A 13,625-nucleotide genomic window follows, 5' to 3' on the forward strand; every position below is an offset into this window, starting at 1 on the left:
ATCGTAGTGCACGATACGCAACACTCAGATCGTCGAACAGGCCCCGGGAGGGACCCATGGCCACCGTCCCCGCCACGGCGAAGGTCGTCGTCATCGGCGCCGGCATCGTCGGCAACAGCCTCGTCCACCACCTCGCGCGGCTCGGGTGGCGCGACATCGTGCAGATCGACAAAGGGCCACTGCCGAACCCGGGCGGCTCCACCGGGCACGCCTCGAACTTCATCTTCCCCGTCGACCACTCCCGGGAGATCACCGACCTGACGCTCGACTCGATGCGCCAGTACAAGGAGATGGGTGTCTTCACCGAGTCCGGCGGGTTCGAGCTGGCCCGCACCGAGGCACGGATGGAGGAGCTCCGACGTCGGATGTCGAGCGCCCGGGCCTGGGGCATCGAGGCGCAGCTGGTGGACCCGGAGTTCGTGAAGGACAAGGTGCCCTTCATCGAGACCGACCAGTTCATCGGCGCGTTCTGGACCCCTGGCGTGGGAGTGGTCGACTCGCTGCGCGCCGGCACCATCATGCGCGAGCGGGCGCTCGAGACGGGTGCGCTGACCGTCGTACCGAACGTCGAGGTCGTCGGGCTCGACGTCGACGACGGACGGATCCGCCGGGTGCGTACGTCGCGGGGCGACATCGAGGCGGAGCACGTCGTGATCGCGTGCGGCGTCTGGAGCCCCAAGATCGGCGACATGGCGGGCATCTCCATCCCGCTCACGCCGGCGGTGCACCAGATGGTCAGCGTCGGGCCCTGCCCGCAGCTCGCCGAGCGGGAGGGTGAGATCTCCTTCCCGATCATCCGCGACATGGACACCTTCTGCTACGAGCGCCAGCACGGAGCCGACATGGAGGTCGGCTCCTACGCGCACCGAGCGATCCTGCACGAGCCCGAGGACATCCCCTCGCTCGAGCAGGCCACGCTGTCGCCGACGGAGATGCCCTTCACCCCGGACGACTTCGACCCGCAGCTCGAGCAGGCCTACGAGCTGATGCCGGACCTGCTCGGTGCCGAGGGCGCCCAGATGCGGTACGCCATCAACGGCCTGCTCTCGCTGACCTGCGACGGGAGCCCGATCCTCGGCGAGAGCCTGGTGAACGGGTTGTGGACCGCCGCGGCGGTGTGGATCAAGGAGGGCCCCGGGGTCGGGCGTGCCGTCGCCGAGTGGATGGTGAACGGCCGGTCGGAGATCGACCTCAGCCACAGCGACATCGCCCGCTTCCACCCGCACCAGATGCGGCGGGAGCACACCCGGCTGCGGACCACGGAGTCGTTCATCAAGACCTACGGCATCGTCCACCCCGGGGAGCAGTACGAGTCCGACCGCGGTCGACGGCTCGCCCCGATGCATGCCGCGCAGCGGCGGCTCGGTGCGGTCTTCTTCGAGACCGGCGGCTGGGAGCGCCCGCACTGGTACGAGTCCAATGCCGGTCTGGTGGTCGAGTACGGCGCCGCGGTGATGCCCCGTGAGCACGAGTGGGATGCCCGCTGGTGGAGTCCCATCATCAACGCCGAGCACCTGCGCATGCGCGAGGCGGCCGGGATCGTGGACCTGTCCGCGTTCGAGGTCTTCGACATCGTCGGCCCGGGAGCCCTCGAGACGGTCCAGACCGTCTGCGTCGCCCAGTGCGACGTCCCGGTCGGGAAGGTCGTCTACACACCGGTCCTCGATCCGGCCGGCTGCCTCCGGTCCGACCTGACCGTCATGCGGCTGGGCGGCGAGCACTTCCGGGTGGTGACCGGAGCGGCACACGGGCCGGTCGACCGGAAGTGGTTCGGCGACCACGTGCCTGCAGACGGCGCGACGACGCTGATGAACCGCACCGACGACGTCGTCACCATCGGGCTGTGGGGGCCGCGCGCCCGCGACATCCTCGCGTCGCTGACCTCCGAGGACGTCTCGGACGGTGGCTTCGGCTTCCTCACCTGCCGCGAGATCCAGGTCAAGGGCGTTCCCGTGCTCGCGTCGCGGATCTCCTACGTCGGCGAGTTGGGCTGGGAGCTCTACGTGACGGTCGACGACGCGGCCGCTGTGTGGGACGCCCTGCTGGACGCAGGGACGACGTACGGCGCGGTCCCGGTGGGCATCGGCGTCTATGGCACCACCGGACGCATCGAGAAGGGTTACCGGGCCTTCGGTTTCGAGCTCGACGGCGAGCGCACGATCGTCGAGGCGGGCATGCAGCGCCCGAAGGTCAAGGCGGCCGACTTCGTCGGCAAGGCGGCCTACCTGCACCAGCGCGAGTCCGCGCCGGCCCGCGTGCTGTGCACGATGGCGGTCGACGACCACACCTCGGCGGCCGGCACGAAGCGGTACATGCTCGGCGGCGAGCCGGTCCTCACCCGGTCGGGCGCTCCTCTGACCGACGACCGCGGCGCCCATCCCTACGTGACCAGCGCCGGCCCCGCGCCGTCGCTCGGCAAGCACCTGCTGATGGCCTATTTGCCGCCTGACGAGGCCGTGGTCGGCAACGAGCTGGCGGTGTCGTACATGGAGGAGCTCTATCCGGTCACCGTCGTCTCCACCGACGCGACCCCGGCATTCGACGCTGCGAACGAGCGCATCCGATGAGCACGCTCGTGTGCGTCAAGCGGGTCGTCGACTCGTCAGGACAGGTCGTGCTGACGGAGGACGGCCAGGCCGTCGACGGTCGCTACGCCGGCTTCACCATGAGCGTCCACGAGGAGTGCGCGGTCGAGATCGCGGTGCGAACCGGTGATGCGACGGTCATGACCCTCGGCGACACGGACGCCGTCGAGCAGCTTCGAGCTGCGCTCGCGGTCGGCTGTACGGCGGCCACGCACGTGGTCGCCGACCAGCAGGCGTTCGGCCCGGCCGACGTCGCACGGGAGATCGCGGCCGTCGTACGTGACCAGGGCCACGACCTCGTGCTCCTGGGCAACGACGCCTCGGACACCGGCGACTTCCAGGTCGGGATCCGGCTGGCCTACGAGCTCGGTTGGCCCGTCGTCAACGGCGTGACGGAGGTGTCGGTGGACGACGGCGTGGTCACCGCGCGAGGCGCCGGACCCGGCGGCGTGGAGACCTACCGGCTTCCGCTGCCCGCGGTCGTCACCGTGCTCGAGGGCGGGGTGGAACCGCGCTACCCGACCGTGCCCGGCCGGATGAGGGCGAAGAAGGTGGCCATCGACGAACGAGAGCCCACCTCACAACCCCAGGGTCCGGGCCGGGTGCGGTTGCTGCTGCGACCGCCGGTCCCCTCCTCGGTGCAGGTGCTGGGCAAGGGCGCCGAGGCGGCGCCGGCCGTCGTCGACCTGTTCGAGCAGCTGGGAGTGATCTCGCGATGATCCTCGTGCTCGTCGAGACCGACCTGGCCGGCACCGTGGCCGAAGTCTCCCGGGAAGCGCTCACCTTCGGCCGTTCGCTCGCTGAAGCGGGTGGCGACGTACCACTGGACGCCGTCGTCGTCGGTGAGCCTGCGCCGGACGTCGTGGAGCAACTCGGAGCCTTCGGCGTCCGCGACGTGCACGCGCTGACCGGCGCAGCTTTCGACGGCTACGCCGGCGCCGCCTGGGCCGCCGGCGTGCTCCATGTGCGCGCGGGCACCGGCGCCGTCGTCGTGATGGCCGCCGGCACGCCGCGCGGCAACGAGGTGATGGCCCATACCGCAGCCCGGGCGGACGTCCCCATGGCGGCCAACGTGCTGTCGTTCTCCGGCCTGGCCCCGTTCACGGTGACCCGTCAGGTGGTCGGGGGCTCCGCGCTCGAGGAGATGCGGCTGACGCAGCGGCCGGTCGTGTTCACCGTGGCCGGTCACGCGGTGGACGCTCGGCCGGCAGGGCAACCGGGAACGGCGAACGTCGTCCTCGAGCGACCCGAGATCGCCGCCGCCGATCTGGTCGCGCGCGTGGTGTCGACGGAGGATCCTGAGCCGGACCTGTCCGGAAGCCTCCGGTCCGCGAAGGTCGTCGTCGGCGCTGGGCGCGGCGCCGGGTCGGCCGACGGGTTCGCCGACCTGCTCGAGCTGACCGAGCTCCTCGGCGCCTCTCTGGGCGTCTCTCGTGTGGTGACATCCCTCGGCTGGCGTCCGCACCATGAACAGGTCGGCCAGACCGGTTCACGCATCTCCCCCGATCTCTACGTCCCGTGTGGCATCAGCGGTGCGATCCAGCACTGGGCCGGATGCTCCTCTGCCAAGACGATCCTGGCGATCAACACCGACGCCGAGGCGCCCATGGTCACGAGGGCGACGTACGCCGTGATCGGCGACCTGCACGAGGTGGTTCCCGCGATCAACGCTGAGATCAAGCGCCGACGTGCCCACGGAGCAGGGGCTTGATGACACGGACGGACTGAGCGGTCGTCGTGCGGAGGTTCGGCTCCACCAGTGGTCGACGTCGGCCGCCCGTGACGACGGTCATTCTGCTCTCGTGTCCAGCCTGTAGCCGTGGCCACGGACGGTGGTGATGGCGGGCAGGCGTACGTGCTCCGTGTGAGCCGCAGCGTCAGTGAGCTGGCGCCGGAGGGCAGCGATGTGGACGTCGAGAGTCTTGGTCGAGCCGTACCAGTGGGTGTCCCAGACGTCGTCGATGAGGGCTACTCGGCTGACCGCCCGGTCGGGCTCGGCGGCCAGCCGGGCGAGGAGGTCGAACTCCTTGGGCCTGAGCGCCAGGTCGTTTCCGTGGATGTGGCAGCGACGGGCGGCCAGGTCGATGGTGAGGTCGCCGTACTCGAGGGTTTCGGCTGTCGGGGCGATGCTCGCGCGTCGTAGGTGGGCGCGGACGCGGGCGAGGAGCTCGGTGAGCCGGAAGGGTTTGGTGAGGTAGTCGTCGGCCCCAGACTCGAGTCCCTCGACCACGTCCATCTCGTCCTTGCGTGCGGTGAGGACGACGACGATGCAGCCTGGTTGACTGCGGCGCAGCTCCCGGCAGACGTCGATGCCGTCGATGTCGGGCAGGCCGAGATCGAGCAACGCAAGGTCGAGATGGCCCGCACTGGCGGCGTGAAGCGCTTCTGCACCCGTGGTGGCTCGTCGTACGTCGTGACCGTTCGCGACCAGCGCGGAGGTGAGGAGTTCGCCGATGCGTTCCTCGTCCTCCACCACGAGCAGCGTCGCCATGTCCCTAGCCTAGGGACCGAAGCAGGTCGCGGGCCTGGTTCTGTGTTCGGGTCACAACCAGCCGAGTCGCCATCCAGACCGCAGCGCCCGCCCCGGCGACGACAGCGACGAGGTAGAGCCACGGGAACGCAAGAGAGGTCGGGGGCGGGTCGAAGACGCCGGTGAGGACCTTGACGGTGAGCTCGGCGAGGACGGCGCCGCTGAGGATCCCACCGGCGGCGCCGATGAGGAACACGAAGGCGGGCTCAGCACCGAAGAGGCGCCTGACCTGACGCGGGCTGGCGCCGAGCGCGGTGGCGACGGCGAGTCCCCTGCGCCGTTCCGCAAGTCCGAGCCCGAGCACGAGCCCCCCGGAGAGCGCCGCGATGACCAGTGCGAAGCTCAGCTCGAGGCGGGTGAGTCGACCGAGGTCGACGGAGGTGAGGCTGGAGCCGACCTGGCCGCGCGCGTCGAGGAGCGTGGCCACCTGGCCTTGGGTGCCGACCACCCGGCGGACCTGGCCCGCGGTCGCGGCGATGGATCGTCCTCCGGTGTCGATCAGGAAGCTGCCGACGGCATCGCTGTGGCTCTGCTGTGCCAGATAGGTGGTGTTGGTGACGATGAAGCTGTCTTTGGGGGCCGTGGGGAACTCGTTGACGACGCCGATGTAGTGGAACGGCACCTGGCGGAACTGGTGGGTGCGGGCGTCCTGGATCCGCAACCGGAGCAGATCACCCGGGTTGAGCTGGTAGTCGTTGACGGTCTCGGCGCTGACCAAGGCGCCGTCGGGGTGGCTGCGGAGCAGGTTCATCGCCTCGGCGGCCGTGATGCCCTGGAAGTAGGAGTCCTGCAGGTGGGTCGCGCTGGGCAGGGTGGTCGGGTCGATGCCGTACATGTCTTGGAGGTCGGAGCCGACGTACGCGAAGCGGTGCAGCATCGGCTGCACATGGTGTACGCCGGAGACCTTGGCGAGCGTGGCGGCGTAGGTCGGCGGGGTCTGGGCGCCGGGCGAGGTGTTCGCGGCGATGTCGGCGCCGTTGGTCAGCTGGGCGTCGACCTCGGCTTGCTGCTGATAGGTGGCGTTGAACGTGGAAGTCGAGATCGCATAGGCCAGGGCCAGGGCGAGCAGCACGGTGGCGCGGGCGACGCCGCGACGGCGGTGGGCAAGCATCGAGGCGGCGGCGGGTGCGAGGGATCCGAGGGCTGGTCGGGCGACGCGGGTGACGAGGCCACGACCGTGGCGGAGTGCGGCGTCAGCAAGGCGCCAGCAAAGCAGCCCGAGGCCAAGCCAGGCGAGCATCGGGCCGAGGAAGGCCCAATAGCTCGCTGTGACGGTCGGGACGCCCTCGGGGGCCAGGACCAGGGTGTACTTGTTCTGCCCGGCGAGCAGGTAGATGCCGATCCCGGCGGCGACGAGAGCGACGTCGAGACCGAAGCCGAGCCAGGGTGGGCGCGAGCGCCTCGACTGGTCGGGTCGAGCGGAGAGTGCGCGGGCGTCCCGGATGGCGGGTCGCGCCACGACGAGACATGCCACGCCGAGACCGATCGCCGCTGCGATCGAGTCCCACAGCATGGCCGGCCGTGACCCGGCGGCCCACGCGATCAGGAGGCCTGCGGCGACTCCGACCACGCCGCTCACGAGGGCCTCGATGAGGCTGAGCGCGGTCAGCCGTCCGGTCGACGCCCCGCGGGCGCGCAGCAGTGCCTGTTCGCTGCGGCGTCGCTCAGCACCTGCTTCGACCACCGAACCGGTGAGGCCGGCTGCGAGCAGCGCACCGGGGACGGCGAGGAAGAGGAACAGGATCCGGGCGTACGCGGCGTCCTCGCGGGCTGCGCCCAGAGCCGCGCCGAGGTTGCTGCCGACGGTGGCCGCGCCGGCGGTCCTGGCGGCGAGGTTGTTGGCGGCGCCGAGGTCGTCGGCGTATGCCGCGGCCGGCGAGTGAGGGAGTGAGGCGTGGTCGCGGGCGATGTGGAACTGGGTGATGGTCGGTTGCCCGGCGTACGCCTGGGCGAACTCGGGGGCGGGGAGGAGAACGACGTTGTCCGGTGGGGCGACGAGTTGAGCTGTCGACCCCACCCGTTGGAACAGGGAGTCGGCCTGCGGCAGCTCCACGACTCCGGCCACCTTGAGCTGGTGTTGCTTGCCTCCCCCGAGGTCGACGGTGACGGTGTCGCCGGGGGCGGCGTGCAGGTTGGCTGCCGTCTGCTGGACCAGCAGTGGCCCATTCGTGGCACCCGCCAGAAGCCGCATCTCGCCGGGGAAGGCGGTGCCGTAGCCGGGTGGCAGGCCGAGGACTCTTCCGGCGCCGGTCTGCTGTCGGGTGCCGCCGGTGGCCGCCGAGAGGCCAGCGGCATCACCGAACGACACGGGGAGCACGGTGGTGTTGCGATGGTCGGCTCGGAGTTGCTGGGCCACGGTGACGGCAGATCCGCCGGGTGCGACCTGGACCTGCCAGTCGACCGCGACGCCTTGGGCGGCGCGAGCGGTCATGGTCTGCTCGGAGTCCACCAGGAACCCACCCAGCTCCGCCATCAGGGCGACCGCGATACCGATGCCCAGCGCCGTCGCGGCCAGTCGGGTCGGGCGGCGCCGGATCAAGCCGGCGAGCCAGAGGGTGATCATGCGACCATCTCGCCGTCGCCCAGGGCCCAGCGCTGGTCGAGGAAACGGGCGATGGCCGGGTCGTGGGTCGCGATCACCAGACCGGCGCCGACCTGGTCGGCCGCGGCAACGAGCTGCTCGACGACCATGGCGCCGTTGTGACGATCGAGTTTGCCGGTCGGCTCGTCGGCCAGGATCAACGCGGGGCGTGAGCAGATCACACGTGCCACCGCGACCCGTTGAGCCTGCCCGCCCGAGAGTTCGTCAGGGGTGTGGCGTTCGAGCAGCGTCAGTCCGAGAATCCGCAGCGCGGCCGCCGCCTGCTCCAACGCAGTCGCGGGATCCTCGCCGCGAACCAGGAGCGGGAAGGCGGCGTTCTCCAAGGCCGTCAGCGACGGGATGAGGCTGGGCTCCTGGAACACCACGCCGGCACGCTCGGGGTGCCCGAAGGGCGTTCCGGCCCAGACCGGCCAGTCGAGGACACCCGAGGTCGGTCGATCCAGGCCGGCCATGAGATGCAGGAGGGTCGACTTGCCCGATCCCGACGGCCCCGTCAGAGCGACCCGGCCGCCGGACTCGACGGCACAGGTCACGCCATGCAGCGCGACGACTGCTCGTTCGCCGGCGCCGTAGGTGCGCCCGACTCCGTCGCAGGTCACGAGGTAGCCGGTCCTCTGGGGTGTTGCCGTTGTCCCAGACCTGGTGGGGGCCGGGTTGCTGGGGGTCGTCATACGAGTCTGCCTTCCGCCAGTCGCAACGTCCGGTCCGCTGCGTCGGACACCGCCGGGCTGTGAGAGGCGACCAGGACCGCGCACCCGGTCCGCGCCTGCTGGCGCAGCAGCTGGAGGAGACGTTCCTCGGTGGCCTGGTCGAGCTCTCCTGTCGGTTCGTCGGCAAGCACGACTCGCGGGGTGTTGGCCATCGCTACAGCGAGCGAGGCACGCGCGCGCTCGCCCCCGGAGAGCTGGCCCGGATAGGCGTGAGCCCTCTGCGCCATGCCCAGCCCCTCGAGCAGTTGCGTCGCGTCTGCGGGTCTGCGGCGCACGAGGCTCTGGGCAAGGCGGATGTTGCCTGCCACCGTGAGGTGGTCGAGCAGGTTGCCCGATTGCGCCATGGTGCCGATGGAGCGGGCTCGCAGTCCGGCCCGGTCGGCCTCGGTGCGGCCGCTGATCCGCTCGCCACCGATCCACACTGTTCCTCCCGAGGGCTCGTCGGTGCCGGCGAGGCAGCTCAGGAGGGTCGACTTCCCGGACCCGGACGGTCCGGACAGAGCGACCAGCTCGCCGGCCGCCAGGGCGAGGGTGACCCCTTGCAGGGCGAGCGTCTCCTCCTCATCGGCCCGAAAGAACCGATACAGGGTCCGCGCCTCCAGGGCCGGCGGGGTCCCATGGCTGGTCGTGTCGGCAGGGTTCGCGGTGGGACTCGGGACGGCGGTCACTTCCAGGTCACCGAATCGCTGACGGTCTGCCAAGGGTCGACGTTGTCGGCGTTCCGCGGGCCGGTCAGGGCCAGGATCGCGTCCTGGTCGTGGTGCCAGAACTCGTAGCGTTCGACCGCGTCGCGGACGACCTTGCCCGTCACGGGATCAGGCTTGGAGTCGATGAGGTAGCGGATCCGGACCGCGGTCCCGGCGCCCTTTCGGCTGACGGTGTCGATGCCGATGAGCTGGAAGTGCGACTCGCTGGCCTTGAGCTGCGGGACGTCGACCTGCCTGGCCGACGCCGCTGTGGGTGCCTGTGGGGCAGCGACGACCTGGATCGCGATGCTGTTGTAGTGGTCGGTGAAGGAGGCCGTGCCGTGCTGGGCCGACTGTGCCCAGCCCTCGGGCACCGTGAAATGGACATGGCTGCCCGGTGCCACGTGGTCGACGAAGACCGCGTTGTCAGGAATGTCTCCGGGCGGATTGAACTCGGTCGGGTGCGTCGCCGGCGCCGTGCTCTGTGTCGTCGGCGGCGCCGCGGTTGCTGTCGTTGCCGAGGACGACATCCCATCGGTGCTCGTGGGTGGGGTCATCGGCGAGCTGGTCGACCTCGAATTGCCCGACCCACAGGCCGCGAGTGCAGCCGAGACCACGCCTGCCAGGGCGAGATCGGCGAGGACGCGGGAGGTCTGGTGGCGCATACCGGCGACGCTAGGTCGCGGGCGGCCAGCGACCGGCCAGCGTCAGGTTAGCGTTTGGTCGGACCGACGCAGCGGCCCCGTTCCGACGCGGGCGGGTGGGAGGCTGGCCCCATGCGTCGACGGATCCTGCTGGTGGCGATCTCGACGCTGCTGCTCGCCGCGATCCTCCTTGGCATACCGCTGACCTTCTATACGGTGCACGAGGCCGATGCCACCCAGCGCAGCACGCTCGAACGCTCCGCGTTGCGGGCCGTGACCGTGATCGGTCCCACGCTGGCGCAGGGCGACCCGGCCGAGCTGCCCGCACCACCGTCGGGGGTCAGCCTCGCCGTGTTCTCCTCGACCGGCGACCTTCTCCAGGGCAACGGGGCGGCACACTCCGACATCGCTGCCCGAGCGGCACGCGCCCAGGCGGCGACCGATGGCAGCGGACCGGGCACCATGGCGGTCGCGATCCCGGTGAGCAGCAACGAGAAGGTCACCGCGGTGGTCGTCGCCACCTCGTCGACCGCAGCCGTGCGCGCAAGCATCCTTCGGCGACTCCTCGGACTCGGAGGCCTCGCTGCGATCGCCTTCGTCCTGGCCGGCGGGTTCGCGTTCTGGCAGGCACGCCGCCTCGCCCAGCCCATGGACGCACTGGCCGCCACCGCCGCCGCCCTCGGGGAGGGCGACTTCACCGCCCGCGCACCCCGCTCGGGCGTACCGGAGATCGACAAGACCGCCGACACCCTGGCCACCACGGCCGAACAGGTCGCCGCGCATCTCGAGCGTGAGCGCAGCTTCGCCGCGCATGCCTCCCACCAGCTGCGCACCCCGCTGACGCGCCTGCAGCTCGAGCTCGAGACCGGCATCAACGGTCCTGCCGAGGACCTGCCCGCGGCGGCGTCGCGCGCACTCCGGATGGCCGAGCACCTCTCTGAGACCGTGGACGACGTCCTCGAGATCGCGCGCTCGCCCCGCGTGGGGGCTGGAGTTGCGGTCGAGCCGGTGCTCGACGCCCTCGCCGACGTGTGGCGCGGACCGCTCGCCGCGCAGGACCGGCCGGTCCGTGTCCGCGCTGAGCCAGGGCTGCGAGTCGCCGCAACGCCGGCTGCTCTGCGCCAGATCCTGGAGGTGCTTCTCGACAACGCCTACCGCCACGGCGCGGGCGTCGTCAGCATCGCCGCGCGGCCATCCGGCGGCACCGTGGCCATCGACGTCGAAGATGAAGGCGTCACCCCCATCACCTGGCCTCCGCCGGAGGGGACCAATCTCGGACTACGCATGGCCCGGTCCTTGGCAGCCGATCTCGGCGGTCGTGTGGTCCTCGGAGCAGCGGCCTCCACACGCTTCACGCTCCTGCTCCCACGACCACGGGACGCAGCACCCGGCGAACCACCCCAGGGCAAGCCGTGAGCCCCCGTGCAACGTGGTGCGGGTCGGACCATCACGGGTCCCATCTGACCGACGGATCAGTCGGCGGACCGAATGACGATTGGTTCTCATCCGTTCAGCCCGGGTACGGCGTCGTGGCGCGTGCGTTCCTGAGCGCGTCGGCCCACCAGGCGAGCTGCGTGAGCATGGTCTTGGCGTAGAGCGGGGCGTCGGGGTCGGTGGGGTGGCCGTCGTCCCAGGCACGGCGGAAGTAGGGGAACGCCAGGCCGTCGCGGATGGGGACGGCATTCAGCTCGATGAGGACGTTCTCGAGGTGCAACACCGCGTGCCGTCCGCCGCCGGCGCCGCCGTACCCGACGAAGGCGACCGGCTTGGCGGCCCACTGGGTGAAGTGCCAGTCGATGGCTGTCTTCAGCGAGGCCGGGTAGCTGTGGTTGATCTCCGGGGTGACCAGCACGAAGGCGTCGGCTCGTGTGACCAGGTCCGTGAACGGGAGCAGGCCGGCCGGTCGTGGGTAGCCGTCGCCGGCGTTCATGGGCGGCATCTCCGGCAGCGCGACCGGCAGGTCGTAGTCGGCGAGGTCGGCCACCGTCACATCGAAAGCGCCGTGGTCCCGTGCCTGCTCGGCGACCCAGCTGGCGATCATCGGGCCGTGGCGGCCCTCACGGACACTGCCGATCACGATGGCGAGGTTGAGGTTCTCGGTCATGCTCCCAAGCTGGACCGACCTGCGACCATCAACCAGCCCGGCTCCAGGCTGGCCCTGACAGGACCACCCTTCGAGGCGGCGACGGGCCGTAGATTGGACGCCGTGGGCGCAGCGCTGGGCGACTTCATCAGGGCCAGACGAGACGCGACGTCGCCCGAGGCGGTGGGTCTGCCCGCCGGTGCACGACGGCGCGTGCCCGGCCTGCGCCGCTCCGAGCTGGCGGGGCTGGCGGGGATCAGCGTGGAGTACCTGGTGCGCCTGGAGCAGGGCCGCGACACCAACCCATCGCCCTCGGTGATCGCCGGTCTGGCCACGGCCCTGCGGCTCGATGCCTCGCAGCGGAGCTATCTGAGGCACCTGTCCAAGCTCAACGCCGGCTGTGGCGCCCACCTGCGGCCCCGCGAGGACGTACGCCGGCCCGTCCTCGCACTTCTCGACATGCTCGAGCCGGGCGTGGCGTACGTGGGCAACCGGCTCGGCGACATCCTCGCCATGACCAGCGGTTTCGCCGCGATCGCGCCGAGCAGCCTCGTCGATGTGCCGCGTCCCAACCTGACCCGCTTCGTCTTCCTCGACCCCGACGCTCGCGCGACGTTCCCCGATTGGCACCGGGTCGCCGATGCGGTCGTCAGCGACCTGTGGCTCGGGCCGCCCGAGGGGAGGCAGGGGCTGTTCACCGCGGAGATGATGACGGCCGCAGGCCCGGAGCTCGCCCGGCGTCTGGACAGCCCGGCGCTCCCGGACGCCGGGACGTGGACCTGGCGGCATCCCGAGGCCGGAGAGCTCCGCTTCGAGCGTGAGATCCTCGAGCTGCCCGCCGGCGACGCCCAGCAGGTCGTCGTCCTCGTGCCCGCCGACGCAGCGTCCGCGGCGGCGCTCGTCGATCTCCGGCGAGCATCGGCCGGAGGGCTCCGCGCCGTGCACTGACCTCACCGGCTGCAGGTGGCCGGCAGACCTCAGGAGCCGCGCATCGATGGGGAACACACCAAGCCCTGCCTCGCTCAGCCCTGCTGCTCGGTCAGGAGTCGTTCGTCACCGTCTCAGGTCAGCACCGAAGACCAACGCCGGCCCACCGAACTTGTGGACCTCACGCTCGAGGGCGAGCCCGATCTTCGTCGCCACCCGCTGCGAGGGGACGTTGTCCGGCCGGATGATCGCGATCAGGTGCTCGATCCCGGCCATGGATGCGGTCTGTCGCACCGCGCCCGCTGCCTCCGTCGCATAGCCCTGACCGCGCAGGTCGGAACGAACGTGCCAACCTGCCTCGACGTACCACTCCCCCTCCACCTCCTGCAGGGTCAGTCCGCAGTCGCCGACGAACTCGCCGGCGTGGGTCTCGAGCACCCACAGCCCGAAGCCGTGCTCGTCGTAGTTGCGCCGATTCCACGCGATCCAGCCCTCCGGACCACGTGAGCCGCCGAGGTCCAGGGTGGCGATGAGCGGCAGGTCGGCCTCGGTCATCTCGCGGAAGCGGAGCCGTGTCGTCGACCGGGGCAGCACCGGATCACGGTAGCGCCGCGGCTCGTTCAGTCGCCTGCGGGCTCAGCCCTCGGCGAGTCCCGTCTCCTCGCTCCGGCCGGCCTCTGCGGCCAGCCCGTCACCGTCCGACTGAGCGTCGAGCTCGTCATCGACCTCGCCGATCTCTCGACGCTCGGCTTCGGGGTCGTGCTCGGGCTCGGGATCCGGGGTCGACTCGGGTCCGGGATCACCGCTGGGCACGACGGTCGGGTCAGGGCTGGGTTCGCTCGGCGTTGTCGTCATAAC

13 protein-coding genes are annotated in these 13,625 nt (G+C 70.8%); 5 read left to right on the forward strand and 8 right to left on the reverse strand.

Annotated features, from left to right (window positions below; genetic code table 11):
- The first annotated feature begins 56 nt into the window (after positions 1 to 56).
- The 3 genes from QDS12_RS17330 to QDS12_RS17340 are packed head-to-tail and all read left to right on the forward strand — an operon-like array spanning position 57 to position 4,296.
- The gene (locus QDS12_RS17330) at positions 57 to 2,567 is read left to right on the forward strand and encodes an FAD-dependent oxidoreductase (RefSeq protein WP_279881259.1); all 2,511 of its coding nucleotides are present in this window, start codon (positions 57 to 59) and stop codon (positions 2,565 to 2,567) included.
- Complete coding sequence (locus QDS12_RS17335) at positions 2,564 to 3,304, forward strand: hypothetical protein (RefSeq protein ID WP_279881261.1); 741 nt, start codon at positions 2,564 to 2,566, stop codon at positions 3,302 to 3,304. The genes QDS12_RS17330 and QDS12_RS17335 overlap by 4 nt, the downstream gene beginning before the upstream one ends.
- The gene (locus QDS12_RS17340) at positions 3,301 to 4,296 is read left to right on the forward strand and encodes an electron transfer flavoprotein subunit alpha/FixB family protein (RefSeq protein WP_279881263.1); all 996 of its coding nucleotides are present in this window, start codon (positions 3,301 to 3,303) and stop codon (positions 4,294 to 4,296) included. Before QDS12_RS17335 ends, QDS12_RS17340 begins: the two co-directional genes overlap by 4 nt.
- A 78-nt stretch (positions 4,297 to 4,374) precedes the next feature.
- On the opposite strand, the gene QDS12_RS17345 is transcribed toward QDS12_RS17340, so the two are convergent.
- The 5 genes from QDS12_RS17345 to QDS12_RS17365 form a co-directional block, all read right to left on the reverse strand.
- A complete protein-coding gene (locus QDS12_RS17345; RefSeq protein WP_279881265.1) occupies positions 4,375 to 5,076 on the reverse strand; it encodes a response regulator transcription factor in 702 nt (233 codons plus the stop codon).
- A 4-nt stretch (positions 5,077 to 5,080) separates the two neighbouring features.
- The gene (locus tag QDS12_RS17350) at positions 5,081 to 7,678 is read right to left on the reverse strand and encodes an ABC transporter permease (protein ID WP_279881267.1); all 2,598 of its coding nucleotides are present in this window, start codon (positions 7,676 to 7,678) and stop codon (positions 5,081 to 5,083) included.
- Positions 7,675 to 8,250 (reverse strand): ABC transporter ATP-binding protein, encoded by a 576-nt coding sequence (locus tag QDS12_RS17355; RefSeq protein ID WP_279881271.1) that lies wholly within the window; start codon positions 8,248 to 8,250, stop codon positions 7,675 to 7,677. Before QDS12_RS17355 ends, QDS12_RS17350 begins: the two co-directional genes overlap by 4 nt.
- 134 nt (positions 8,251 to 8,384) lie before the next feature.
- Positions 8,385 to 9,128, reverse strand: a complete 744-nt coding sequence (locus QDS12_RS17360; protein WP_279881273.1) for an ABC transporter ATP-binding protein — start codon at positions 9,126 to 9,128, stop codon at positions 8,385 to 8,387.
- Positions 9,092 to 9,778 carry a hypothetical protein gene (locus QDS12_RS17365; RefSeq protein ID WP_279881275.1) on the reverse strand — a complete coding sequence of 229 codons (687 nt, stop codon included), beginning with the start codon at positions 9,776 to 9,778 and terminating at the stop codon, positions 9,092 to 9,094. The genes QDS12_RS17360 and QDS12_RS17365 overlap by 37 nt, the downstream gene beginning before the upstream one ends.
- A 111-nt stretch (positions 9,779 to 9,889) precedes the next feature.
- Between QDS12_RS17365 and QDS12_RS17370 the strand changes: the two genes are divergently transcribed.
- The gene (locus tag QDS12_RS17370; protein WP_279881278.1) at positions 9,890 to 11,173 is read left to right on the forward strand and encodes a HAMP domain-containing sensor histidine kinase; all 1,284 of its coding nucleotides are present in this window, start codon (positions 9,890 to 9,892) and stop codon (positions 11,171 to 11,173) included.
- 94 nt (positions 11,174 to 11,267) lie between these two features.
- On the opposite strand, the gene QDS12_RS17375 is transcribed toward QDS12_RS17370, so the two are convergent.
- Positions 11,268 to 11,861, reverse strand: a complete 594-nt coding sequence (locus QDS12_RS17375; protein WP_279881280.1) for an NAD(P)H-dependent oxidoreductase — start codon at positions 11,859 to 11,861, stop codon at positions 11,268 to 11,270.
- Between the two features lie 102 nt (positions 11,862 to 11,963).
- Between QDS12_RS17375 and QDS12_RS17380 the strand changes: the two genes are divergently transcribed.
- Positions 11,964 to 12,788 (forward strand): helix-turn-helix transcriptional regulator, encoded by an 825-nt coding sequence (locus tag QDS12_RS17380; protein WP_279881282.1) that lies wholly within the window; start codon positions 11,964 to 11,966, stop codon positions 12,786 to 12,788.
- Between the two features lie 105 nt (positions 12,789 to 12,893).
- On the opposite strand, the gene QDS12_RS17385 is transcribed toward QDS12_RS17380, so the two are convergent.
- Positions 12,894 to 13,361, reverse strand: a complete 468-nt coding sequence (locus QDS12_RS17385; RefSeq protein ID WP_279881284.1) for a GNAT family N-acetyltransferase — start codon at positions 13,359 to 13,361, stop codon at positions 12,894 to 12,896.
- A 42-nt stretch (positions 13,362 to 13,403) separates the two neighbouring features.
- Positions 13,404 to 13,622: a hypothetical protein gene (locus QDS12_RS17390; RefSeq protein ID WP_279881286.1), complete on the reverse strand. Its 219-nt coding sequence runs from the start codon at positions 13,620 to 13,622 to the stop codon at positions 13,404 to 13,406.
- Positions 13,623 to 13,625 lie beyond the last annotated feature (3 nt).

The sequence above is a fragment of the Nocardioides sp. CER19 genome (genome assembly GCF_029846275.1).
Lineage (GTDB): Bacteria > Actinomycetota > Actinomycetes > Propionibacteriales > Nocardioidaceae > Nocardioides.